The organism is Caballeronia sp. LZ035, assembly GCF_031451175.1.
Classification (GTDB): Bacteria; Pseudomonadota; Gammaproteobacteria; order Burkholderiales; family Burkholderiaceae; genus Caballeronia.
In genome coordinates, this window is the sequence record NZ_JARUXS010000006.1 from 1 (window position 1) to 25,409 (window position 25,409).

The 25,409-nt window shown below is 59.2% G+C and carries 18 protein-coding genes and 6 pseudogenes; 15 read left to right on the forward strand and 9 right to left on the reverse strand.

All coding sequences use genetic code 11. From position 1 onward, the window contains the following. The first annotated feature begins 301 nt into the window (after positions 1-301). Positions 302-565, forward strand: a complete 264-nt coding sequence (locus tag QCE88_RS39520) for a hypothetical protein (protein ID WP_309911345.1) — start codon at positions 302-304, stop codon at positions 563-565. Here the strand turns inward: QCE88_RS39520 and QCE88_RS39525 are convergent. The 3 genes and pseudogenes from QCE88_RS39525 to QCE88_RS39535 all read right to left on the reverse strand — a co-directional run. After that, a complete protein-coding gene (locus QCE88_RS39525; protein WP_309911347.1) occupies positions 537-1,769 on the reverse strand; it encodes a phosphatidylserine decarboxylase family protein in 1,233 nt (410 codons plus the stop codon). The genes QCE88_RS39520 and QCE88_RS39525 overlap by 29 nt on opposite strands. 194 nt (positions 1,770-1,963) lie before the next feature. Next, positions 1,964-2,104, reverse strand: a pseudogene (locus QCE88_RS39530) (alpha/beta hydrolase); the annotation flags it as partial. 398 nt (positions 2,105-2,502) lie between these two features. Further along, positions 2,503-2,805 (reverse strand): annotated as a pseudogene (locus tag QCE88_RS39535) (low affinity iron permease family protein); the annotation flags it as partial. A 150-nt stretch (positions 2,806-2,955) separates the two neighbouring features. On the opposite strand from QCE88_RS39535, the gene QCE88_RS39540 reads away from it, so the two are divergent. Beyond that, the gene (locus tag QCE88_RS39540; protein ID WP_309911348.1) at positions 2,956-4,182 is read left to right on the forward strand and encodes an ISL3 family transposase; all 1,227 of its coding nucleotides are present in this window, start codon (positions 2,956-2,958) and stop codon (positions 4,180-4,182) included. Positions 4,183-4,204: 22 nt separating this feature from the next. On the opposite strand, the pseudogene QCE88_RS39545 reads toward QCE88_RS39540, so the two are convergent. Together QCE88_RS39545 and nadE are read right to left on the reverse strand one after the other, a co-directional pair. Next, positions 4,205-4,438, reverse strand: a pseudogene (locus tag QCE88_RS39545) (low affinity iron permease family protein); the annotation flags it as partial. A gap of 169 nt (positions 4,439-4,607) precedes the next feature. Beyond that, positions 4,608-4,993, reverse strand: a pseudogene (gene nadE, locus QCE88_RS39550) (NAD(+) synthase); the annotation flags it as partial. Between the two features lie 115 nt (positions 4,994-5,108). Between nadE and QCE88_RS39555 the strand changes: the two are divergent. Beyond that, complete coding sequence (locus QCE88_RS39555) at positions 5,109-6,644, forward strand: IS3 family transposase (RefSeq protein WP_309911350.1); 1,536 nt, start codon at positions 5,109-5,111, stop codon at positions 6,642-6,644. Between the two features lie 156 nt (positions 6,645-6,800). Here the strand turns inward: QCE88_RS39555 and QCE88_RS39560 are convergent. Continuing rightward, positions 6,801-7,628: pseudogene (locus QCE88_RS39560) on the reverse strand (FAD-binding oxidoreductase); the annotation flags it as partial. 1 nt (position 7,629) lies between these two features. Here QCE88_RS39560 and QCE88_RS39565 point away from each other — a divergent pair. The 10 genes and pseudogenes from QCE88_RS39565 to QCE88_RS42175 form a co-directional block, all read left to right on the forward strand. Next, positions 7,630-7,863: pseudogene (locus tag QCE88_RS39565) on the forward strand (spore coat protein U domain-containing protein); the annotation flags it as partial. A gap of 361 nt (positions 7,864-8,224) precedes the next feature. Beyond that, positions 8,225-9,730 carry a sensor domain-containing diguanylate cyclase gene (locus QCE88_RS39570; RefSeq protein ID WP_309911351.1) on the forward strand — a complete coding sequence of 502 codons (1,506 nt, stop codon included), beginning with the start codon at positions 8,225-8,227 and terminating at the stop codon, positions 9,728-9,730. A 185-nt stretch (positions 9,731-9,915) separates the two neighbouring features. Continuing rightward, positions 9,916-10,350, forward strand: a complete 435-nt coding sequence (locus tag QCE88_RS39575) for a response regulator (protein WP_309911352.1) — start codon at positions 9,916-9,918, stop codon at positions 10,348-10,350. 344 nt (positions 10,351-10,694) lie between these two features. Next, positions 10,695-10,880 carry a hypothetical protein gene (locus QCE88_RS39580; RefSeq protein ID WP_309911354.1) on the forward strand — a complete coding sequence of 62 codons (186 nt, stop codon included), beginning with the start codon at positions 10,695-10,697 and terminating at the stop codon, positions 10,878-10,880. Between the two features lie 1,170 nt (positions 10,881-12,050). Next, positions 12,051-12,863, forward strand: a complete 813-nt coding sequence (locus QCE88_RS39585; RefSeq protein ID WP_309911355.1) for an alpha/beta hydrolase — start codon at positions 12,051-12,053, stop codon at positions 12,861-12,863. After that, positions 12,850-14,433, forward strand: a complete 1,584-nt coding sequence (locus QCE88_RS39590; protein WP_309911357.1) for an ATP-binding protein — start codon at positions 12,850-12,852, stop codon at positions 14,431-14,433. The genes QCE88_RS39585 and QCE88_RS39590 overlap by 14 nt, the downstream gene beginning before the upstream one ends. A 29-nt stretch (positions 14,434-14,462) precedes the next feature. Beyond that, positions 14,463-15,407: a diguanylate cyclase gene (locus QCE88_RS39595; RefSeq protein WP_309911358.1), complete on the forward strand. Its 945-nt coding sequence runs from the start codon at positions 14,463-14,465 to the stop codon at positions 15,405-15,407. 193 nt (positions 15,408-15,600) lie between these two features. Further along, positions 15,601-19,719: a chemotaxis protein CheB gene (locus tag QCE88_RS39600; RefSeq protein ID WP_309911360.1), complete on the forward strand. Its 4,119-nt coding sequence runs from the start codon at positions 15,601-15,603 to the stop codon at positions 19,717-19,719. 230 nt (positions 19,720-19,949) lie between these two features. Further along, positions 19,950-20,870: a hypothetical protein gene (locus QCE88_RS39605; protein WP_309911361.1), complete on the forward strand. Its 921-nt coding sequence runs from the start codon at positions 19,950-19,952 to the stop codon at positions 20,868-20,870. Between the two features lie 36 nt (positions 20,871-20,906). Continuing rightward, positions 20,907-21,137, forward strand: a complete 231-nt coding sequence (locus tag QCE88_RS42175; protein ID WP_409018326.1) for a hypothetical protein — start codon at positions 20,907-20,909, stop codon at positions 21,135-21,137. Here the strand turns inward: QCE88_RS42175 and tnpC are convergent. Genes tnpC through QCE88_RS39620 form a run of 3 tightly spaced genes read right to left on the reverse strand, consistent with a single transcriptional unit; the run spans position 21,094 to position 23,402 of the window. Beyond that, a complete protein-coding gene (gene tnpC, locus QCE88_RS39610) occupies positions 21,094-22,626 on the reverse strand; it encodes an IS66 family transposase (protein WP_309911363.1) in 1,533 nt (510 codons plus the stop codon). The genes QCE88_RS42175 and tnpC overlap by 44 nt on opposite strands. Before the next feature lie 57 nt (positions 22,627-22,683). Beyond that, positions 22,684-23,019 (reverse strand): IS66 family insertion sequence element accessory protein TnpB, encoded by a 336-nt coding sequence (tnpB, locus tag QCE88_RS39615; RefSeq protein ID WP_309851376.1) that lies wholly within the window; start codon positions 23,017-23,019, stop codon positions 22,684-22,686. Continuing rightward, the gene (locus tag QCE88_RS39620; RefSeq protein WP_309911364.1) at positions 23,016-23,402 is read right to left on the reverse strand and encodes a transposase; all 387 of its coding nucleotides are present in this window, start codon (positions 23,400-23,402) and stop codon (positions 23,016-23,018) included. The genes tnpB and QCE88_RS39620 overlap by 4 nt, the downstream gene beginning before the upstream one ends. Before the next feature lie 79 nt (positions 23,403-23,481). Between QCE88_RS39620 and QCE88_RS39625 the strand changes: the two genes are divergently transcribed. Next, positions 23,482-24,897: a hypothetical protein gene (locus QCE88_RS39625; protein WP_309911365.1), complete on the forward strand. Its 1,416-nt coding sequence runs from the start codon at positions 23,482-23,484 to the stop codon at positions 24,895-24,897. 161 nt (positions 24,898-25,058) lie between these two features. After that, positions 25,059-25,409, forward strand: coding sequence for a hypothetical protein (locus QCE88_RS39630; RefSeq protein ID WP_309911367.1), 351 nt, complete (start codon positions 25,059-25,061; stop codon positions 25,407-25,409).

The window sequence follows — 25,409 nt, forward strand, 5'->3', positions numbered from 1 at the left end:
AGTCCGACGTACACCGTGCTATCGTTGTCCATGCTGGCCTCCGTGGGGAAGTTGCCGGGGTGCGGCCTTTGCCCACCCATGCGGCTCTGGCAGCGATGCCAACCCGCGTTGATGCCCCACGCCAGGCCAGCCCCTCTACCCACGGAAAGTCATACTGACTTACTCTTTACTTCAAGTTTTCGCCGCATCAATTGTTTTTAACGGTTTTTTTATTCGACGCCGGGCGTTTGTCACAAAAGTCTCAATTTTGGTAGCGAAATCGTCTCGACTTTAGTTCGTTTGACAGCAGTGGAGCGGCGACATGGCGACCCTGCAAGAGCGAGCGCTGTTTTTGCCACTGAAGAACAATCCGCGCACCACCAGCGCCACGAGCCGAACGACCACAAGTCGGGATGCGATGCGATTACTCACCTACGGTCGTCGCGCCGTCGAAAAGCTGTTCGACGCGTTCGAAAAGGCGAAGAAGGACCGTCTCGCTAGCCACGCTCGTGCGGCGCGCCTGCGAAGAGCTGACTGCTCACGCGACTTTTTGGCATTCAGCGTGCCGTGCACAGATGCGCGTTGACCTGCACCGGCGAAGCATCGTCGTCGTACGGTGGCTGGCGCTCAAAGTTTTCGATGACTCCGGGCCTGAATATCAGGCAGTATGTTGAGCCGCCGTACTGGAAGTAGCCGAGCTCTTCACCCTTGCGCACGCGCTGGCCGGGCAGCGCCTCGATCACGCATGACGACACTTCCGCCATGCCCACGAACACGCACGCGACTTCACCGATGCTCGCATCGTCGCAGTCGATGACGATCACCGCCCGCGCCGCGACTGCAGTGATATAGCCTTGCGAATCGTTGAGACCGCTCGGGTCTTCGCCCTCCGAATCGGCGTCCGAGTAATAGGCGCCGTCGACGAGATACGCATTCTTGATCATTCCACTTACGGGCGCATGCCAGCGGTGATAGAAGAACGCGCTGAGATAGGCCTGATACACCGTCCCGCCGACGAAGCGGCCCGCGAGCTCCGCTTCTTTGGCGGTGAATATTTCGAGCAGCGAATACGGCTGCGACTTGATCCAGAACGAATCCTGAAGCTGCACGTCGTGCTGTACGTTATACGGCGACGCTTCGCACGCGCTGATGACGATCTTGGTATCGTCAGGCCGTGCGACGGGACGTGCACCGGGCTTGAATTCGCGCGTGAAGAAATAATTCCACGACGAGAATCCCCAATAAGGCTTATGCGGATCGCAGAGAAACTGATCGAGCCCGATCTTCGCGTCCGCTTGCTCGCTGAACCAGCCGTTCGGCGAGGCCGTCGTCAAATGCGTGCGCGAATACGGTCCGCTCAAGAACCCGGACCACACGTTCAGCACTTTCTTCAAATGTGAGTTGAACGCCGGATCGCGAAACAGCGCGTAGCCCGATGGCATGACCATCGGCCAATCGAGCAACGCGTTCACCGGACAATGAATCAGGCTCGATTCGCTGAAAGGCGGCGCATAGGTCAGCATCGCATCGAGCAGAACGATAAATTCGTCTACGCTCGAATAACCGAGGGTATATCCGGCTTCGCGCGCCTGCAGGATCGCACGCGTAAAGTCCATGCGCACGACCGGATCGTCGCGGATAAATGCGGCCAGTTCTTCGACTACGCGGTTCATCTTCGTCGCCTTCGCTCGCTGGCGGGCGTGCTCTGCGAAGGTTTCGCGAAAGCGAGCAATGACTTTTTCTTCGCGCGGAAGCCACTCACCTAGGCGGCGGCGTTCGTCAGTCGCCATGTCGTCTCCAATCTGTTCATTCGATGGAAGACGTGAAGCACGTTATATGCCCCGTGCTTCTGCTACGGCGTCATCGCCGGATCGAACTGACGGAGCATGAATGCTGTGGCGAGCCTGTGCTCGGAGGAAGTGTTCGCGCGCGGCTGTGAGCGGCGCGGGCTTCTATGAACGTCTCGGATTGATTGCGAACCTTGCCCCAATTCTCGTTGCTCCGGCGCCCCCATTATCGCGGGCGCCATCGTACTCGACCAACCGAGGAAGTTATTCTCGAGCGTCTCGAGCAGACCCTCGATATCGGACCGTGTGAAACCGCCCATATAGTCTCCGTCGTTCAGAACTGCGCTGCATGGTTTGTCTAGCGTTTGCAGCCCTCAGTCAGCAACCAACGTTCCCTCGCGCAACCGCTCAATGCGCTCGGCTTAAGGCAGTGAGGGTGGACGCGACTCCGTAGCTCCCCGGCCGGTTTTCGGACGCTCGTCGAACCTTTTGGGTCGAAGTCGAAGAAGCTTAGCAGTGTCCCTTCGGCTGGGCGCCGAGCGTTGACAGCCTGGTAACTTTCCACCCGTCGGGTTGCTTTGCACCAGCCGCTCTCCGGCCCGCGGAAAGCGACTGTCGCGCGATTCGTGCCGCGCTTTCTCTACGCTCGTGGTTCGGTCACGGGGACCAGGCTGTTAAACACTTGATGTTGCCCGCGTGGAAACAGGTCACTAAAAAGCTGCCGAGGTGCGTCCGTTCACGTTGCGTCATTCGTCTGGCTCTCGGCGGAATCGGTTGCGCGTGCATCCGCGAGCCGACGTGCAATTTCCGCTGCGACTCCGTCGTCGCCAGTAAGCTCGCTGCTCGCGTCGTGCTTTTCGACGAGCTGGAGATATGCAGCGGCCAGCTTTCGCAGTTCATCCTCCGTCGCGTCCTCAATGCCGATCAATTGATTATTCGCTCGCTTGTTCGAGGCAAGTAACTCATTCAGCTTGAGGTGAAGCGCGACGCTGTCTTTGTTCGCGCTCTGCTGTATCAGAAACACCATGAGGAAAGTAATGCCTCTTTTGAATTCTCAGTGGGTGGTTTGGCGGGTCAAGGGCGGGCGTAAGCCCGGCGCAGCGAACCCTTGAGGCGCAGTGATTCGATAAGCTGAGTCATGGCTGGTTGCGGCAGAATGCTGCAACCAGCCATGCAAGACGAAACAAACATGACGAACCAACTGTTTGAAGCCGCTCTGGGAATCAAGGCCCCGTCGTACGTACAAAGCGTCGACTTTGATGCCGGCAAACGCCAACTCACGATCGCGGTGGACTTTGTCGCGGGCAGCCGGTTCGGTTATGCCAGCGTCGCCGGCGAGCACCCGGTGCACGACACGCAAATCAAGCGTCTGCGCCATATGAATTTCTTTCAGCACGAGTGCTATTTGGAAGTACGGGTGCCGCGCGTACGCTTGCCGGACGGCTCGGTACGGTTGGTGGAACCTGATTGGGTCGGTCAACTCAGCGGCTTCACGTTGCTGTTCGAGGCGCTTGTGCTGATGCTCGCTCAGCAGATGCCGTTTGCTGCCGTGGCGCGCATCGTCAACCTGTCGTGGCACCGGGTTCACGCCATCTGCTCGCGCTATGTCGAACTGGCGCTCGCGTCGGCGGACCTGTCGGAGGTGACGACGGTGGCGATTGACGAAACCTCGTACCGGCGCGGTCATGAGTATCTGACACTGGTGGCCGACATGCAGGCGCGGCGGGTCGTGTTCGTGACAACCGGCAAGGACGCCAGCACGATTGAACGCTTCGCCGCCTATCTGGGCCAACACGGTGGCAAGCCCGAACAGGTCAGCTCGGTCAGCATCGACATGTCGCCGGCTTTCATCAAGGGAGTCAACGAACATCTGCCCGATGCGCGGCTGACCTTCGACAAGTTCCACGTCGTCGCGCACGCGTCCAAGGCGCTCGATACAGTGCGTCGCCAACAACAGAAGGTCGACCCGGAACTTAAAGGCATGCGCTGGACGCTGCTGAAGGACGCGAACAAACTCAATCTGGCCCAACTGACTGACCTCGAGGCGCTCGTCAGTCAGTACACAACCAGCCGCACCGCACGCGCCTGGCTGTATCGCGAGCAACTGCGCGAAATTCTCGAGCGCAAGCAAATCAATGTCGTCTCCGAGATGTTGCAACAGTGGTGCACCAACGTCATGCGCTCGAAGGTCGAACCGATGAAGGAGGTGGTGCGATTGATTCGTCGTCACTTCGACGGCATCGTCGCTTGGACCCAGACCCGCCAGACCAACGGCTTCATCGAAGCCATCAACGGACTGTTTCAGGCCACCAAGCGCAAGGCACGTGGATACGCTCGCTTCGAAACCATGCGAACGGTCCTGTTTCTCATCGCAGGCAAACTCGACTTCTCTGCATTCAACTCGCATGCCCGCTGAAGGCCGTTACCCACTCCGTTTTTAAAAGAGCCAAAGTAATGATGGTCGTCCCGGTGTTAATGACAAGTTGCCAGCCGTCGGAGAACTTGAAGACAGGACCGGTGACGATCCAGGTCACAATGGCGATCACGGCAAGGCCAAAGGCGACCGGCGATCCCGCCCAGCGTGTGACCGCGCTGGCGAATGTATCGAACGCCCGAGTGACAGGATGTGCCTTCGCGTAGCCCGGACTTGAGGTTGATGGAACGGTTTCCATCGGCGCGGCATTGGACAGCTTGTCGTTCATGGCTTCGGCGGAAGATGGAAGATCTAGATCATTAAAATCTACCAGTCCAAGCTTTCGATTCACCTACCAAACGTCCTTACGGTACCTCTGGCGGAAGCGCGGCTCGGGCCACCGACGCCGCGCAAGGCACTGCAAACCGTCAACCTTGGGGAACTTCGACGGGTAACGAGCGTTTGTGTTGCGTCGCCGAGTGGAAACGGCGGACGGTGGTCACCACCTCGTCGCTTATCTCCTTCCTATCAAGGAAGTCATCGATGTTCTCGTAGCTGATGCCCCAACTGTCTTCGTCCGGCCGTTTGGGAGTGAGAGATTCGAAATCTGCGGTTGTAAGTTTCATCACAAGGCGTTCTTCAGCGCGCTAACGACTGCGCCAGGGCTCGGACACGACGCTTCGTAAGTCCTGACAGCGGCAGGATGTCGGCGCCGCCGTCCCCGAATTCGGTGAAGAATCCCATGAGTGATTCGGCGACGTAATCCGTGCCGATTCCAGCCCTGGCGCGCCCCGGCTATTGCGTACTGCGACATCACCGATTCCGTGCTTTGATCAGTGGCGTAGTCAGGATAGCGAATTGTCGAGGCTAAATACAGATGTCCGCTCGCGGGGGTGCGGCGGATAAGTTGGACTACCAGGAGGTAGTTCATGTATTCGTACGAAGACCGCATTCGAGCAGTCGAGCTCTACATACGCTTGGGGAAGCGTCTCACGATGACCGTTCGTCAATTGGGCTATCCGACAACCAAGGCTCTTGAGCGTTGGTACCGAATTTACGAGAAATTCCATGATTTGCCAGCAAGCCGTACCTGCTCAAAGCCAAAATATTCGGACGAGCAAAAAAAGGCCGCTACGGATCACTATCTGAGCCATGGTCGCTGCCTGGCCGCGACAGTGAAGGCATTGGGATACCCTGTCGACGTGACGCTTGCAGCCTGGCTCGATGAACGACACCCTGCAAAAAAGACGCGCGTCGTTGGCAGAGCCACAAGCGTTCGGCACGCCCGGGAGTTGAAGCAGAAAGCCGTCATTGATCTCTGCACGCGACAGGAAAGCGGCCAGGCAGTGGCTCAAAAAATGGGCGTAAGTCGGCCGACGCTGTATAACTGGAAAAATCAGCTACTTGGTCGCGAGGCTCCAGCATCCATGAAACGCCCAAAAAATCCGTCGCAAGCCCCGGATCGAGAGGAACTGGAGCGCCAGGTCGAGTCGCTTCAGCGAGACATCCGGCAACTGCAGCTTCAACACGACATCTTGAAGAAGGCCAATGAACTGCTAAAAAAAGACCTGGGCATCGACCTGCAGATCCTGAACAATCGGGAAAAGACGTTGCTAGTTGATGCCCTGAAACAAACCTATGCACTGTCAGATCTATTGTCTGAACTCGACCTTGCCCGCAGTTCCTATTTTTATCACCGGGCGCGCCTACGAATATCTGACAAGTACGCTGCTGCGCGCCTGGCCATCACAGAGATCTTCGATCTCAATTACCGTTGCTATGGCTACCGTCGGATACAGGCCGCACTGGGTAGGCAGGAAGTCTTTCTTTCGGAGAAAGTTGTGCGGCGTTTGATGCGGCAGGAAAGCCTGAGCGTGACGACGAAGCGACGCCGCTACGGCTCCTATCAGGGAGAAATAGGCCCGGCACCAGAGAACCTTATCAACCGCGACTTCCGTGCTACAGCGCCAAATAGAAAGTGGCTTACGGACATCACTGAATTCCATATTCCAGCCGGAAAGGTGTATCTGTCGCCGGTGATCGACTGCTTCGATGGATTGGTCGTCAGTTGGTCGATCGGCACGCGTCCAGATGCGGACCTCGTCAATACAATGCTGGATGCGGCAGTTGAGATGGTAGTCGATAGCACCGACCGGCCCGTTGTTCACTCTGATCGGGGCGCCCATTATCGCTGGCCCGGCTGGCTCTCACGAATGCGCGATGCAAAGCTGACTCGCTCGATGTCACGCAAAGGCTGCTCGCCGGATAATGCGGCCTGTGAGGGCTTCTTCGGGCGTTTGAAAAACGAGCTGTTTTATCCTGGAAACTGGCAAGCGACGACTATCGAACAATTCATCGAAGTGGTTGGCTCGTATATACGCTGGTACAACGACAAGCGAATCAAGATATCGCTTGGCTCACTCAGTCCCACCGAATACCGGGAACGTCTCGGTATCGAAGCATAAACAAGTCCAAGAATTCCGCCGCACCCCCAAAGCGGACATTACAACTTAGCCACTACACGAATTGAACGCGCTATATTCCTTTATGTAAAGCCTATGAAATAACCAAGTACGCCGGTGAAATTTCTCCATCGGGGAATGATGTCATCGTCGAATCACCTATTCCGCGAAGAGATCCGGGCCGAACACCTCGTAATGAATCTTTGACTCAGGGACGTCTAACTGCCTGAGAGCATCGTGCTGTAGGCGCATGAAAGAAATCGGGCCGCAGATGTAGTATTCGGCGCCTGGCAACAAGATTACGTTTTTGATCTCACTGAGATCGACGAAGCCCTTTCGATCGAAATCGAGGCCTTGAACATCGCCCGACAGAGGATCATCGTAGTACACAATAGCTTGGAAGTTTGGGTACGTTGCCGCCGTTTGTTTGAGTCGGTCTCGCATCGCATGAACACCACTGTTGCGCGCGCCATGAATGAAGACGACCTGTCGCTGCGGGTTCTGAATGGCTCGTTTGAGCATGCTCACCATCGGCGTAAGACCGACACCGCCGCTTATCAGCACGAGAGGGGTCGCCGCATCGACGTCGATGAAGAACGTGCCGTAAGGCGCGGCTAATCGGACCTGATCCCCTACGTTGACGTGCTCGTGGAGCAGCGACGACACCTGGCCGGGCGGGCGAGTTGCATCGCCCTCTTCCCGCTTGACCGAAATGCGGTAACTGCGCCCGTTAGGCATATCAGAGAGGCTGTATTGGCGGATCTGTTGCAGGTTCAGTGCCGGTATGTCCACGGCAATGCTGATGTACTGTCCCGGCTCGAAGTTAAGGACAGGCTTTCCGTCGACGAGCTCCAGAATGAAGGAGGTAATAACGCTGCTTTCGGGGCGCTTTTCCTTTACGACAAACATGCGCCATCCATTCCAGCCGCCTAATGCGCTTACGGACCGTTCCCGGAGTTCGCTTTCCATGCCCATCAGGACGTCAGCCGTCGCGGACCGGCGCATGACGCGGGGCGGCGGGACCGACCAGGTGCATTACCAGCTTTATCAGAACGCGAGTTATTCGATCGCCTGGGGCGACGGCTCGGCGGGCACCAGCACCGTGACCGGCACGGGCACGGGCAGCAGCCAGTTATTGACCGTCTATGCGCGCGTGCAGCCGCAGACGACACCCATGGCGGGCACCTACACGGACACGGTGATCGCGACCATCACCTACTGAAAACCGCAGCGCGAGGGTGAAGGTTTGAAGAGTCGAAGAAACAGAGAACCGAGCGGCTTTGTCGAGCTTAAGTCCGCCTGTGCGGTGGCCGTTAAACGGAGAGAGGCCGTCCGGCGGTGTCGAGCCATCCATCGCGCCTTCACGCGCAGCGGGTGATGGCAAAATACCGCGGCGGCGCACAAGCGCAGCCGGGCCGGCCGGTCATCGGGCCATGTCCCGGTCCCGCATAGAGGTCTTTGCGCGGGACCCGAACGCGACAAGTACTCATAAAACAGAACCGGGTCACGCAAATCGTCTGGCGATCGACGCGGGGCTGACCGGCTGACCCATGCGCCTACATCGGCCGAGACATGGAGAATCGGTGAAGAAGGAAGACAGGAAACGTTTCTGGCGGACGGTCAGATTCAAGCGATATGCATTATCCGCACCTCATGCGATCGTCCTCGGTGCGACCATCATCGTGCTGCTCATGATCGGGCTTTGCGCTACCGTGTTGTATCAGAGTCGGCAGGACGCGCTTGACCGCGCCCGCGAAACCTCGCGCAATCTCGGTCTGATCGCCGAGCGCGACATCGAACGCAATTTCGAGCTGTACGACCTGTCACCGCAGGCGGTGATGCAGGGTCTGCAACGCCCAGATGTGATGGCGTCCCCGGCGCTGCGGCGCGGCGTGCTGTTCGACCATGCGATGACAGCCCAGTTTCTCGGCTCGATGCTGGTGATGGACGCCGAGGGCCATGTCGTCCTGGATTCGGCAAATGACGTGCCGCGCCACGGGAATTTCGCCGATCGCAGGTATTTCACGATCCACCGGGACCACCCGGACGTCGGGCTATACACCAGCGATCCCTACGAATTCCGCCTGCGCGCCGGCACCCCTAGCATCGCGCTCTCGCGCCGGCTCTCGCATCCGGACGGCTCGTTTGCCGGCATCGTGCTCATTGCGATCAACCTGTATTTTCACGAACTGTTCGCCGGCCTGAGGCTTGGCCCACATGGCTCGATGTCGCTGATCGGCAAGGACGGCATCATGATCATGCGCCAGCCGTACGACGTGCACATGATTGGCCGCGACATCAGCCGGGCCGCGACTTTCCAGCGGTTTCGGAGCGCGCCGGAGGGCACGTTTTCCGAAACGGCATCGATCGACGGCGTGCGTCGGCTCTACTATTTCAAGAATCTGCCGCATGTGCCGCTGGTCCTCATGGTCGCCGAGGCCGAACAGGACATTTATGCCGCCTGGCGGGTGCGCGCGCTCACCATCGGCTCGCTGACGGCCGCACTCGGTGTGGGATTTGTTGTGCTCTCAGTTCTGCTCGGCGCCCAGTTGCGGCGCCGGATGCGTGCCGAGTCGGAACTGCAGATGCTCGCCAAAACGGACGGGCTGACTGGCCTCAATAATCGTCGCACCCTCGGCGAGATTCTTGAGCGGGAGTGGCGCCGAGCGCGTCGTACGCGTACCACGCTTTCTCTGCTGTTCGTCGACATCGACCGGTTCAAGGCCTACAACGACACCTACGGGCACCAGGCCGGAGACGATGCGCTTGCCGCGGTCGCGCGGTGCATCAGCGGCAACATCCGGCGGCCCGCCGACACGGCGGCCCGCTACGGCGGCGAGGAATTCGTGGTGGTGTTGCCCGATACGCCCCCCGCCGGTGCGGTGCAGATTGCTGAGACGATCCGCACGGCGATCAGCGAGCTCGCCACCGATCACGCGGGTAGTGAATACGGGCGCGTGACCGTCAGCATCGGCACGGCCAGTTGTGTGCCGGAGCAGCAGGGCGATGTCAGCACCGTCATCCGGGCCGCTGACGAGGCGCTGTACAGTGCGAAAGCCGCTGGCCGGAACAAAGTCGCGGCGTCTTGAAAAATCGAACCCGCCATTCGTGACGCGATAGTCGGACCCCGACATCGCTTTACAGGTATGAAGATTGCTTACCAGCGTTATCGTAGAAGGCATCGCATCCGACAAAGCCACATATCGATACGAGTGCTAATCTCGCTGCTGGCACGCACGTTGCGCCATCGAATTATTACGCAACGGTCGACCACATGGTCACAATTCTTCTTGTTGACGACGAGCCTAGCACCCTCGAAGCCCTGCAAGCATTCCTCCGACAGCGCTACAACGTTCTCACGGCCGAAAACGGCGAAGTTGGACTCGCGCTCGCCTGCACGCGACTTCCTGATCTCATCGTCACCGATCGCGATATGCCGACGATGGACGGCGTCCGCCTTTGCGAAGAACTGGACCGCTACCCGGCATCCCGACAGATTCCCGTCATCATGATGTCGGGCCACGCTTGGTGCGGGGCACTGCCGGCGCCATGGTCGATGTTCCTTCTCAAGCCGGTCGATCCCATCGCACTTGAATCAGCAATCAGATCAACAGTTTTACAGCGATGCGGCAACCACTGCGCAGGAATGCTGACCAGGTCGACCGACCGGGCATTACGGCTGGCGCCAATCCACAAGAAAATGTTTTGAAGACAATCTTGCGTGGGGCGCTGCACGTTTCTTCTTTATTCTGCGTCACGAAAAAGTCGACGAGACGGAAGAGCACGAGCGATTGCACCGGCGAGACGCAAAGCGCGGTCTCCTTGCGCACAGCGCGAGTGCTCGCCCAAGAGCTGAATGCAAGTACCGCTTTTATTCAGATGGTCGTGGCAATCACCGATGCGGATGAGGCATTCTGTGACGCACTCGTCGGGCGCACTTTCGCTGATCTCTGACTCGTTTTAGCCGCTTCCCACTGATGGCGCATTGCAACATGTTTTTACATCACGTTGTGATATTCTTAAGGCAGGCACGGAAATCACACGGAGACCGGCATGCTCATCAACAACGACTTCGAAATAGCCTATTTGATTGGCGTTTTTGCGCTGCTCGGTGTTGTGTTGATTGGAGCGTTATTGAGCACGCTGCATTTGGACCGCTGGCATCCGAAGCTCGTGAGCGCCGCGGTGGGTGCTCTTATCGGCATCGCTCTGATTGAAGCCGTACCGGCGATCACGTAGGCGGTGACGCTGCGCCTCACTGAGACGGGGCAGTCAGCGGCCGAGATGATAGAAGTCCGGCACTCTTCAAGTGCAAGACGCGTCGCGGGACGTACACCAAACCGCATTTTGATGCAGAGAATTCAGTTGTACGGGCGTCGGCGCGGAACGGATTCGTTAAAGCCTGATAATGAGGCAGGTCGAAGTTATCTTTTCCGCGAAATCCCATCCGAATAATCAGCAGTGCCACGACAATGACTCCGAGGACCAGCGAACGACCGAAAGGGTAATCGCAAAGATAAAGGATGTCGTGCTTCCATATTCATAGCCGAGTTCACTTTCTGACATTTCGTACGCTTGCCACATCGATCAATTAATCGGCATTCAGCCGGTTTAGCTCGGCCATCAACAAGCTCGTTGCCCGTCCAGTGAAGCCGCCTTACCATGGGGAATAAGCACTCATCTTCCCAATTAAACGATGCGCGCAGGACCTGTCACTCGTCAAGCGAAAGTATTAGACAACGTCTGGTTTATCAATGAAAGAACCGCGGGCGACTGGGTTCTTTTCGGGTTTCGATTGAATCATCGTGTGGGCGTTGGCACCCTTACAGACCCGGCCCTCGCCGAACTGTTTTTGCGGGCCGGTGATCGGGCGAGCGAGGAAGCCGTTCGGGATCTATTGCTGCGTGCCGTGCGCAACTACATGCGCGAAAATCGAGATACGGCGTCCCCCGCCATCGGAACTCCGCTCGACTTCTCGTAAACGAGAATGCCGTCGATGATGTTTATCGAAACGTCAAAGAGAAAGCTTGCTCGTAGCCGACGCAATCCGGCCGGGACATTCTGACGTAACCCGACCGTCCCCGCGTATCGCGGTTTGTGTCGCACAGTCTGTAAGCCGCGCATACGTCAGTTTGTGCGCCCGCCCGCCGCTATTGACGCAGAACACACGCAGCGGGGATGCGGGAGCAGGCAGGCTCCATAGCCTCGGTTCTGCCAGGCGCGTCGTCGACAAGAAGAACTTAGATGTATTTTTAGCGGACGGGTAGCTTCCGCGACCCACCATGTCTCATGGCTTCGTTTGAAAAACCGGAAACTGCGCCACAAGGTAAAATGTTCGAACTGCCTTTGCCTTCTCGTGAAAACTCCTCTTCTGGCCCGGTCTGCGCGCCAAACCGTTTCTGAGAGCCTATGAGCGTCCTGAAAAGAAATAACGTCCAGGTGTTGGGCAGTGGGCCAGCAACCATGGCTTTTTCCCATGGCTTCGGCTGCGACCAGTCGATGTGGCGGTTTGTTGCTCCGACATTCGAAGGTCGTTACCGGACCGTTCTGTTCGACCTGGTCGGCAGCGGCGGGTCGGATCTTGCGAGCTACGATTACACCAAGTACGGTGCGCTGAGCGGTTATGCTGACGACGTTCTGGAGGTGCTTGACGAGACCGCTACCGGTCCCGTTATCTTCGTCGGGCACTCGGTCAGCGCCACGATCGGAATGCTCGCTGCGCTTCGGGCGCCCGAGCGCTTTGCCGCCAACGTCATGGTGGGACCCTCGCCCTCGTTCATAAACGACGGCGAATATCACGGCGGATTCACGCGTGCGGACGTTGAAGAACTGCTGGAAACGCTGGAAAACAATTTCCTCGGTTGGTCGAGCACGATGGCTCCAGCCATCATGGGCGCGCCGGAACAGCCGCACCTTAGAGATGAGCTCGTCAACAGCTTTTGTCGGACCGATCCAGACATTGCAAAACACTTCGCACGCGTCACCTTCCTGGCGGACCACCGGGCCGAACTGTCTCGCGTCTCTACCCCCACCCTGATCGTTCAATCGGATGACGATTTTCTCGCACCGGTTTGCGTCGGCGAGTACATGCACCGAACGATTCCCGGGAGCAGGCTGGCGATTGTAAGAAATATCGGCCACTGTCCCCACTTGAGTGCGCCCAGCGCTAGCGTCGATGCCATCGAGGGATTCCTTCACGAGGTCATAGGTGACGACGCATGAACGCGGTGACGTGGTAGCCGCAGGCAACGCGGCCTACGAACGGGCCCCCTGCGGCTTGCTGGCAACTGCGGCAGGCGGGAAAATCCTGCGCGTCAATCAGACGCTGTGCCGATGGCTGGGCTTTTCCGCAGCCGATCTTGTAGATCGCCTGACCTTTCTGGATCTGCTGACGGTCGGTGGCCGGATGTTCATGCACACGCACCTCGTCCCGCTGCTACAGGTGCAGCGCTCGGTGGCGGAAGTGCAGCTGGGCCTGAGCCGCAATGATGGAGTCGTCATTCCGGTGCTCGTCAACGCCTGTCGCGTAAGCGAGGCAGGACGCGAAGTGGACGAGTTCGCGGTCATAATCGTCAACGACAGGCATCAGTACGAACGTGAGCTTGTTCAGGCGCGCCAACGGGCAGAAGAGGCCCTCAAGGCAAAGGAGGCCGCCGAACGGGCCCTCATGACGGCGGATCGGCGTAAGGACGAATTTCTGGCCACGCTCGCGCATGAGTTGCGCAATCCTTTCAGCGCAATGCGGTCTGCCATCGCCCTGCTCAAACGCCCGGACCCGTCCCTGCCCGACAAGGATTGGGCCGTTCATATGCTTGATCGGCAGCTGGATCAGGCCTCGCGCCTAACCGATGATCTGCTGGATATCTCGCGCATCGCTGAAGGGCGGATCGAACTGCAACGCACGCGAACCGACGTTTGCGCCGTCGTGAGAGACGTTATCGAAAGCACGCGCGCGCGCCACTTCATCACCGGTTCGTCGCACCACCTGGCAGCGGAAATTGCGGCTGAGCCCATCTATGTCCGTGGGGATGCCGTCAGGCTTTCGCAGATCGTCCAGAACTTGCTCAATAACGCCCTCCGCTACACGCCTGTGGGCGGAAACGTGTGGGTTTCGGTTATCCGGCAGGACGATGAGGCCGTGATCACCGTGACTGACAATGGCATCGGCATCGAGCAGGACCAGCTAGCAGCGATCTTCGAAATGTTCGCCCAGGCTCCATCTGGCGGTGGCCGGCTGAAGGGCGGCCTCGGGGTCGGCCTGGCGCTTGTGCGTGCGCTGGTTCGACTCCATGAGGGCAAGGTAGCAGCACACAGCGAAGGCCCTGGGAAAGGAAGTTCATTCGATGTGCGCTTGCCGGTCATCCCGACTGTCGATACCTCCCTTGAGCGGCCGTCCCTACCGCAATTTGCCACTGCATCGGTCGCGCGCCGGGTGCTTGTTGTCGATGACAACGAGGATGCGGCGATCAGCCTGAGCCTTGTGCTTGAGTCGGAGGGGCACATCATCCGGGCCGCGAAAAGCGGCCATGAAGCCTTAAACGTCGAGAAGGAGTTCAAACCCGAGGTTGTCGTCCTGGACCTCGGGCTACCGGACGTTGACGGCCGCGAAGTTGCTCGCCGGATCAGGAGCAGTCGAGGTCGGAGCGCCACCCTTGTTGCACTTACCGGCCGGGTTGGAGACCATAGCCTTTATCGTGGGCAGGACTCCTTCGACGCCTATTTCGTCAAGCCCGTCGATCTCGGAGAACTGCTTGCCGTCATCGACAAGGCAGCGCGTTCCGGATCAGGGTGAGGTCAAGGTAGACACTCTTGGGATGAACAATGATTTCCTCCGGTGAGTTTCAAGCAGCATTCCCAGCCTTCGGCGCAATTCTAAAATCTTTGTCGGAAGGCGGAACGATAGTCGCGGTGTACGACGAGTCAGACCGCCTGATATATGCGAACGCCGCGTTCCGCAGGATATTTCAACTGTGGTCCAGTGAGCATTCAATGACGTTCGCCGACCTGATTCTTCATTGCGTGGAACGCAAGTGCGGACCTCGTATTGATCGGGACGACCCTATCCAGTTCATTGCGGACACTCAACGCCGCCGGCGCGGTACACCGGGCGAACGCACGTTTGCGACGGATATGCACGACGGACGCTGGTTCTGGATGACCGAAACCCTCTTTGAAAATGGATGGATCACCCTAATAGGCGTTGACTTTACCGAGCAGAAAAGAGGCGAGGACGAGGCACGAAAAGCACGCGACGCCGCCTATCGGGAATCACGAACGGATGCTTTGACCGGGTTTCCGAATCGACGGCATGCCTTCGAAATGCTGGAGGTAGGCCGGCAGGCTTTCGTCCAGTCGGTTGCGCCGCTTCCGCTTTCCATGGCATTGGTTGATCTCGACCGGTTCAAACAGATCAACGACGAGTTCGGACATGCAGCCGGCGATGCGGTGCTGATGAATTTCGCGGAGGTCTGCAAACATACACTCAGGCGGCAGGACACCGTAGGCCGGATAGGAGGAGAAGAATTCCTCGTTGTCTTGCTCGGCGCCCCGCTCGACGAGGCTGTCGCCGTTCTCACGCTGTTGCAGAATCGCGTGTCGATGCAAAGCGTCAAAACCGGAGAAGAACCTTCCATCAACTACAGTTTCTCGGCAGGAGTGACCCAATTTACCGAGGCTGACACGGTAGATGCAGCAGTCCGGCGCGCCGATCGCGCGTTGTACGAGGCAAAGGCGGCCGGTCGGAATTGCATTCGAACCAAAAGGTAGTGGAAGTGAAGCTTTATAGCAATTAAACGTTAGGATATCTAGCAGAAAGGTTTGCCGACGCGCTGAAGCGAGACATCGACATATCGAGACATCGGTCGATTTGCGCTTCTCGATATCATCACATATGCGGCTTCCTGCTCATCGTAGGATCCCGGACGAGAGGGCGAGCAATTCAGCGCAACGAGAGACCCACATGAAAGCGAACGAAAAGCAACCTGGCAAACCGCGCGGACCCGACTTTCCGGTGGTCGGCGTGGGCGCTTCGGCGGGTGGGGTGCAGGCGCTCCTGCGCCTGTTCGAGACCGCTCCCCCTTCGCCTGGCGTGGCTTTCGTGGTCGTACTGCATCTGTCGCCCGATCACGCGAGCCACGCGCACGACGTCATTCAGCGCGTCACTCGCTTGCGGGTCAGTCAGGTGAGCGGCTCGGTGCCTCTCGAGAAAGACACGGTCTACGTGATCCCGCCCGGTAAATTGCTCGCGATGATCGATGGCTATTTGCGTCTGAGCGAGCCGGACCCGCCGCGCTTGCCGCCGACTTCGATTGACGTGTTCTTTCGAAGTCTGGCCGACGCGCATGGTTCGCGCGCGTTCGCGGTCATTCTGTCGGGGTCCGGTACGGACGGCTCGGTCGGCATCTCGCGCGTGCGCGAGCAAGGCGGCGTGACCATCGCCCAACGTCCCGATGAAGCGGAGTATGGCGACATGCCGCGCAACGCGATCGCAACGGGCGATGTCGACCTTATTTTGCCCGTGGATCAGATCATCCCGAGAATCTTGGCATTGGCGCAAAACGCCGCCGAAATCGACTTGCCGGCGCCATCGGATGACGAACATGCAGCCGCATCGCAACCCCCGGTTCCCGATGCCGATGCGATCGATGAGGTTCTAGCGATCTTGCGCGCACGGACTCGCCATGATTTTTCCAACTACAAGCGTGGCACGATCGTGCGTCGCATCGAGCGCCGCATGCAGGTCAACGGACTATCGACTCCGCGCGCGTACCGACATTTCCTCGATCACAACGCCGAGGAGACGCCCAAGCTCTTGGCGGACCTGCTCATCGGCGTGACCCATTTCTTTCGAGATCGGGACGCTTTCACAGTACTGGAGCGCGCGGTCATCCCCGAGCTCCTGAAAAACCTCCGAGGACGCGACGAAGTGCGCGCCTGGGTTGCGGCATGCGCGACCGGCGAAGAGGCGTTTTCCGTCGCCATATTGCTCGACGAAGCCGTGCGCCACTTACGGCATCGGCCCCGCGTGACTGTCTACGCCACCGACATCGACGAGCGCGCCATTGCGATTGCACGCACGGCCAACTATCCGCTCGCGATCGAAAACGACATCTCAGCGGAGCGCCTCAGCCAATACTTTAATAAGGAGGGTAATCGGTACCGTTTGGCGAAATCGCTTCGGGATACGGTGATTTTTGCTGCCCACAACTTGCTTCGCGATCCGCCTTTTTCGCGTGCCGACCTGGTTTCCTGTCGCAACATTCTGATCTACATGGATCGCCGTGCGCAGAAGCAAGTGATGGACACCTTCTATTTCTCATTGCGACCGCATGAAGGTTTTCTGTTTCTGGGTTCAGCGGAGTCAGCCGATTTCGCTCGAGAACTGTTCACACCCATCGACAAGCACAAAAAGATCTACCGCGCGCTGCCGAACGCGGCCGCGTCAAGTCCTGGCAACGTGCTGCCGCTTACCGATGGGGAAGCAGCCGGTTCTGGCGGCCAGACGTATTTCACGATGCCGCCGATCGCCGATGCAGACGAGGCTCATCTGCCGAGTCGGGCTCGCGCGCTCGACCTGTTTGGTCCGCCGATAGTCGTCATGCGCTTGGACGGCACGATCGTGCATCGCTCAACACACGCAAACAGGCTAACAGAGGACGTGCGCCACACCAGGGCAGGCAACCTGTTCGACATCGTACGCAGCGATGCCCAGCCGGGGGTTCGGCAGGCGATTGAGCGCTGCTTGAAAACGGCTCGCCGCGAGGACATAACGTCTGTACCGTTGATGACCGCATCGGGCGAGATCGCGGTGAACATATCCTTCAGACTGTTCCGCGATGGCGCGCACCAGGAATATCTCGTGTCGGCCACCTGCGATGTACTGACGCCGCTGCCGGATGCGGTCTCCGAGCACGGCCCATCTGAGGGCGAGGACACGCTGGACACGTTAAGGGAGGCGCTCGAGGGTAGCGAAGATCGTTTGCGCACTTCCATGGCGCGTCAGCAGGTCTCCAGCGAGCAACAGCGCGCGTCGAACGAAGAACTTCAGGCGATGAACGAGGAGTTGCGCTCGGCCACCGAAGAGCTGGAGGCAAGCCGCGAAGAATTGCAGTCGCTCAATGAGGAGCTCATGACGGTCAACTCCGAACTGCTGGCCAAGGTTCAGGAGTCCGCCCGCGTCAGCGATGATCTTCAAAACCTGATCTCCTTGGTTGGCGTGGCTACCGTGTTTGTGGACCGCACGCTGAACATCAAGCGGTACACCGCGCCTGCCGACACCCTTTTTAATATCCGGCCGATTGACACCGGACGGCCGCTTGAGCATCTGACCCACCAGCTCGACTATCCGGAGATGCTCACCGATCTTCGTGCGGCGTTTGAGTCGCTCAAGCGGTCGGAAAAAGAAGTGACCAGCAAGGACGGCCGCACGTTCCTCGCGCGCGTGCTGCCTTACCGCACCGATGATGATCGCATCGACGGCGCCCTCCTCGCGCTGATCGAGATCTCAGAACAAAAGGCCGCACAGGATCAGGCGCGACGCAGCGAAGAGAAGCTCAAGCTCGCGGCGCACGCGACGCACGATTTCGCGATCATCGTGCTCGATGACGATGCGGCGATCGTCAGCTGGAATGCCGGCGCCAAGCACCTGTTTGGCTTCGATGCTCAGGAAATGCTTGGCAAACCATTCGAATCTATTTTCACCGCCGAAGACATCGCCGCCGGCGTGCCCGCCCGAGAGCGCGATCAAGCCCTCGAACGGGGGCGCGCCGAGGACGAGCGTTGGCATGCAACGAAAAGCGGCGCGCGCATCTATTGCAGCGGCTTCCTCAGCCGCATCGAAGCGCCCGGCTTCTCCGGCTACGCCAAGATTGTCCACGATGCAACGCAGCGCAAACTGGCCGACGGCAGAAAAAACAGCGTGCGTGCGCGGGAGCGTGTACGCAATATGGAGATTCGCAAGCTCAGCCGTCTCAAGGACGAGTTCATTGCCGTGCTGTCGCATGAACTTAAAAACCCGCTGAACTTGATTCATATGAAGGCGGAGATTCTCGCGCGCCTGCCCGAGGCGCGGCATATCAGCCGCGTTCAGGAAGTATCGGACGCGATCCAGAAGTCGGTTCTCGCCCAAGCTCAGATCATCGACGACTTGCTCGATTTCTCGCGCATCCAGACCGGTAAGCTGTCGTTGCGATTCACGCCAACGGACCTTGGCCACGCCGTTCGTACCATCGCGAATGCGATGCAGAAAGACTTCGACGAGGGCGAGATCGATTTTCAGTTAGACGTGCCCAAAACGCCGGTGCTGATTCGAGGTGACCCGGTGCGCGTCGAGCAGATCGTCTGGAACCTGCTCAGCAACGCCCTGAAATTCACACCCAAAGGCGGCGAGGTGGTCATTCGGCTCGATCAGCGCGGCGATCAGGCCCGGCTGGAAGTCGCTGACACAGGTTGCGGCATTGCGCCGGACGCCCTGAAATCGATATTCGACATGTTCCAGCAAGCGCCGAACGTACCGTATCGCACGCGACCCGGCGGACTGGGAATCGGCCTGTCGCTCGTGCGCCAGATTGCCGAGTTGCATGGCGGCAAGGCGGAGGCGTTTTCTGAGGGAGACGGCAAAGGAGCCCGCTTTGTGGTGCAGCTACCCACCGATGCGGCGTCCGCCGATCGACAGGCCGGCGAACGGCCGGCCGCCCTGTCGGTGTTCAAAGACGTCCACGTTCTTTTGGTCGAAGATTCACCAGATTCGCTCCAGGCGATGGCTGATCTGCTGTCGCTCTACGAGGCACGCGTCTCAACGTCGACGAATGGGACCGACGCCTTGCGGATTGCCGAGAAAGCCGAAATCGACCTGATCATCACCGACGTCAATCTCCCCGACATGGACGGCTATCAGTTGGTCGGTCAATTGAGGAAGTTCCCGCATTGCATGGATGTTCCCATCGTCGCCGTCACGGGTCGTCCGGTCGCCCAGGAAGAAGCCCGGGCGCGCGAGGCAGGCTGTGATGCATGTCTGCCAAAGCCGTTCAACTTGCAAGCCCTTGCCGATGCCGTACAACACCACTCCCGACGAAGTTAATTGACGGCGCAGCCGCCCCCGCAGCAGCAGCAGTCGAAGCGCAGCGCTTCCTACGGTACCGCAGGGCAAGCCGCGGGCCAGCCGCCAATCTCGGCGATTGGGCGATTGCGCTTCTGTCGCCAAGGCAGGGAACTGACGAGTCCGCTGAATCGCCGGGGGATTCAGTTCCCTCGCCGCAACATCGGTACGTCGTCATCCAACGCCCCTGGCAGATAGCGCATAAGTCCGCCATGTCGAGCGCGGCATGCGGCGCGGCATACAGCGCGGCATGCAAATTGCGTGTCCACTGTGTGCCCCTGCATGCTCGTTCCCAACGAGGCTTGCCATGCCGCGTCGACTCTTTTCTATTTCCCACTCTCACCGGCGTCTTCATCACCGTGTTTGGGGCGGCATTTTTGGCGCTCGGCGGGTGGCTTCTTGCGCTCGGTGGCTCCCCTTATTATGTCGTCGCGGGAACTCTGCTCGTCGTGTCTGGCGTGCTAATGATCATGGGCCGCGAAGGGAGCCTGTGGTGGTACTTCGCTTTGTTTATCGGCACGCTCGCCTGGTCACTTTTCGAAGTGGGGTTGGACGGCTGGAAATTAATGCCGCGTATCTTTCTGTTCGCGGTGCTCGGCATATGGTGTAGCTTGCCGATGGTCGTACGGCCGCTCACCGCCAGGCATGCGGCCCGCATCTCGGCCAGTGTCGCCGGCGTCATCTATGCGTTGTCGATCATCGGCATTTTCTGGTCGGGCTTCGCCGTGACGGACGCTCGGCACGTTCAATACGAAGCGCTATCCGACCTCCGCACGAATAGTGCGCTACCAGCGGTCGATACGGTTGATACCGACTGGCGTTATTACGGCCATACGATGGCGGGCACGCGCTATTCGCCGCTTGGTCAGATTACGGGCACCAACGTGAAGCGGCTACGCAAGGCCTGGCAGTACGAGACAGGTGATCTTCCACGTAAGGGCGAAACGACCGCGGGACGCGAATTCAACTTCGAGGCCACGCCGATCAAGGTCGGCGACCGGCTATACCTATGCACGCCACATCGACACGTGATCGCGCTCGACGCAACCACCGGCAAGCCGATCTGGACGTTCGACCCACATGCACAGACCGCGGCAAACGAATACCTCGCGTGTCGCGGCGTCGCCTACTAGGAAGCGCCGCCCGGAAGCGACTGCCCGCGGCGCATCATTGCCACGACCGCCGACGCGCGCATCGTCGCGCTCGATGCCGAGACGGGCAAACCCTGTGAGGGCTTCGGCGAACACGGCTTTGTGAGCCTCACCGAGCACATGGGCAAGGTTCCGCCGGGCTTTCTTTTCATCACTTCTCAGCCCCTCGTCGGTAAGCGCCCGGCAAAGTCACAGGTGCGCTTAATCAGGGGGCGGCTGGTACCCAATTGTGCGGAAGCAATTCAGTGATCTTATCGGCCCGCTGCGTCGGCAGCCGCGTGAGAACATCTTTTAGGTATGCGTACGGGTCGTGCCCATTAAGCTGGGCGGAACGCACGAGACTCATGATAGCTGCAGCTCGTTGTCCAGCGCGTAAAGAACCCGCGAATAGCCAATTCGCCCTTCCAATGGCCCACGGGCGAATCAGATTCTCGATTCGATTGTTATCGATGGGCACCTGAGGATCGTCAAGATAGCGCGTAAGCGCCTGCCAGCGCTTGAGATTGTAGTCCAGGGCTTTGGCGAGCGGCGAGCCTTCGGAGACAAGTTTGCGCTGTGCAAGCATCCAGACGTGCAACGCCTGCGCGACTGGCTTGCCTCGCTCCTCGCGAATCGCTCGTCGTTGTTCAGGGTCTAAGTTAGCTGCTTCGCGCTCGACGTCGTAGAGCGCCACGAAGAATTTCAGTGCTTGTTCGGCGATCTGGCTTTTTTTGCTCTCGTACAGATCGAAGAATTTTCTCCGTGCGTGTGCCATACAGCCAATTTCCGTGATGCCCAACTTGAATCCGGCTTTATAGCCGCTGTAATCGTCGACGACCAACTTGCCACGCCAGTCGCCCAGGAAGGCGCGAGCATGTTCGCCAGATCTACCGTCTGCAAACTCGTACACGACCGCGCGCACGTCTGCGAATTGGGTCGACGTGTACGCCCATAGATAGGCGCAATGTGTCTTCCCTTTGCCGGGGCTCAACATCTGCACCGGCGTTTCATCTGCATGTAAGACGGTGTGACGCAGTAATTCCTCGCGAAGCGCCTCGACCAGGGGCTGCAAACGCACACCGCATATGCCCACCCAGCCGCCGAGCGTCGACTGTGGAATTGCAACACCCGCGCGGGCGAAGATGCGTTCCTGCCGGTACAGAGGAAGGTGGTCGCCGTATTTGGCGACTAACACCTGTGCAAGCAATCCATTAGTCGGAATTCCTTTGTCGATCACATGTGGCGGCACCGGCGCCTGGATCAATGTCTCGCACGCTTTGCAGGCCCATTTCCCGCGGATATGGCGCTCAACAGTGAACACGCCCGGCGTGTAGTCAAGCTTCTCGCTAATATCTTCGCCAATGCGCACCCGCTGGCAGCCACAGGAGCAGCTCAACTCCGTCGGCTCGTGGGAGATATCGGTACGGGGTAACTGGGGCGGCAACGGCAAGCGTTTGGCCCGCTTGCGGGGCTTCTCCTGCGGCACATCCGAGCGCAGCTCATCGAGCTCAGCTTCCAACGCGGCCAAATCCTCATCGATGGCCTCGTCCAGCAGGCTCAATTGCTCGGTGGTGAGCTGCTCGCTACGCCTGCCGAATTGCAGACGTTTGATGACCGAGAGCTCATGCGTGAGCTGGTCAATGCGCGTTTGGCGGTAGTGCGATTCGCGCGTCTTCTCGTCGACCTGGGTTATCAATTGTCGCGCGAGTGCGCGCAGTTGATCGGGGTTCAGGGCGTCGAGATCAGTGGGGGAATCCATGTTCTCAAGTTTGCCAGCACCTGAAAGCCGGGGGAATCGAAACTGTATACGTCTTTGCTATACCACCGCGATGACGTGATCATGCGCCAACGTCTGCCAGGGCAGCCCGATCACAAGTGCGTGCAGTTGCTCGAGATTTAATGTCTCAGCGACATCGCCATGATCACTGGCCCAAACGAAATGACCCTTGTTCAAGCGTCGCGCAGCAAGCCAGACACCAAATCCGTCGTAGACCAGGACCTTCATGCGCGTCGAGCGCTGATTGGCAAATAAATATGCGTGGTGTGGCCGTGCGGACCCAAAAACCTTCACCACGCGTGCGAGGATGGTATCAGCGCCGGCTCGCATATCAAGAGGTTCGGTCGCAAGCCAAATGGCGTCGATGCGGATCATCGCAACACCTCCCGAACCCAAGCCGCACTCTCACTCAAGCAAAGCTGCGGCCACAGCACTGACACCGTTGTGCCGTTGCGCTGAATGTCGATACGCACGTTCACTTGCGCCGCATCGGGCGCTTGTGGTGTCGGCACAGTCATTGACAGCGCGATGAAAGCCGCCTTGACGTCGATATCAAGCGAGTTGGGCTCAGGCGGCGTAGCGTCGCTGGGGTCGGCGGCCGCTTTAATCCAGCGTCGCAGCACATTGGGATTCAGGCCATGGGAGATCGCCACGGCTGAACATGAGACGCCGACCTGCCGACATTGGTTGATAAGCGCAGACTTGAACGAGGCGCTATAGGTCCGCCGTGTGCGGCCCGTCGAAATATCCTGCGACATAGTGTGCACGTGTCCGCTTCCTGATCGTGGAAACGTATGCTCTTACGCCAAGCAATCGAAAACCAGATGTGATCGCCGCGTGCTTACCCTCGTCGTGCGAGACAGGATCATTCTCGGCGGCTGGATCTACGATGAGCAGGCTGAAGGCGAACCGTCGGGCGTGGTGCGGGCCTATGACCCACTTACGGGAAAGCCGGCATGGGCCTGGGACATGGGCAAGCCCGATCCGACGGCGCCGCTCAGACCTGGCGAAATTTATACGCGCGACACGCCCAATGGCTGGGGAACCTACACGGCCGACGCGGAGCTCGGACTCGTGTACGTGCCGCTTGGCAACGCGACCCCCGATTACTACGGCGCGAATCGACGGCCGTTCGATGACAAATACTCCAGTGCCGTCGTGGCGCTCGACATTGAAACCGGCAACGAGCGCTGGCACTTCCAGACGGTGCATCATGACCTGTGGGACTTCGATCTGCCGATCGGTCCGACGCTCGTCGATTTGCCGGGACCCAACGGCAGCACAGTACCCGCGCTTGTGCAAACTACCAAGATGGGCGAATTCTTTCTGCTGGATCGTCGTACCGGCAAGCCGCTTGCCAACGTGGTCGAAAAACCCGTGCCGACGTCGCCCGCATTGCCCGGAGAACGGCCTTCTCCCACGCAGCCATATTCCGTCGGTATGCCGACGCTGGCCCCACGCAAGCTGACGGAGAAGGACACGTGGGGCGCCACGCCAATTGGGCAGCTCTGGTGTCGCATCCAGTTCCGGCGTGCGCACTACGCCGGCCTTTATACGCCGCCCTCCTTGGGCACCACGATCGCGTATCCGGCGTTCGATGGCGTGGTGGACTGGTACGGCGCGACGCTGGACCCTGTAAATCATCTTCTGATTGCCAATGCGAGCTACATTCCCTTCACCATGGAGTCGATGCCGACAGCGGAGGCGATGCGTCGGGGATTGATCAAGCCGTGGGCCGGCTGGAATAGTAACGCGCCGTACCCAAAGCCGAAGGAATTTGCGGTCGCGCCGCAGTACGGCACGCCTTACGCCGCCGTAGTGAAGCCGTGGCTTACGCCGCTCGATGTTCCCTGCAGCGCCCCACCGTGGGGCAAGCTCGTCGCCATCGATCTAAAAAGTCGCCGCATTGCCTGGGAGGAACCGGTCGGCACGACGCGCGATTCGAATCTCTTCAATACGCACGCCAACGTAGCCCTGGCCACCGGCATCTTCATGATCGGGGGCAACATCGTGACCGGCAGCGGACTGATATTCATGGCCGCAACGGCCGACACCTATCTACGCGCCTTCGACGAACGCACTGGTACCGAGCTATGGCGTGCTCGCCTGCCTGCCGGCGGCCAGGCTACCCCGATGACCTATATGGGCGCGGACGGCAGACAGTACATCGTTATTGCCGCGGGCGGGCACGGCGGGCTACGCACCGCGCCCGGCGACTCAATTGTCGCCTACGCGCTGCCTGGTGGACCGTAGGCTGAGCGAGCCCTGCAGATTTCGTCGGTTACCTTCGCGCCGGAATTTTTGGATTAATGGTGGCCGTGCTCCGCCCAATTCCCGGCTACCGGAAGCGAGCGCGAAGATCGACACCCGATTGCAAGCCCGAACTTGAACTGACAACGGCTCGCTCTTCCCGCTTGCTCGCCCCGGGCGTAAGGCTTGCGCGTCTGGCGACGGGAGGTGCCGCCATGAAAGCGACTGAATTCTTGGAACAAGCGAAACGGGAAGCGCAACTCGTCGATGCGCTCCTCGTTGCGCGCTATGCGCTCGTCATCCATGACGGCATGATGCTGTTGGGCGATGACGAACCGCCAACGCGGTGGCGGGTGAGCTTCAGGGCCGAGCTTCTGCGCATCGACGCGGCGCTCGAGATGGCGGGCATCGACACGCAGCAACCGCTTCGTCCGCCGATGCTCGATGGGGGCGACGGCGAAGGGGACCATGAAGGCGACGGCGACGGCGTGCCGCCGGACGCGGGCGACGAGTGA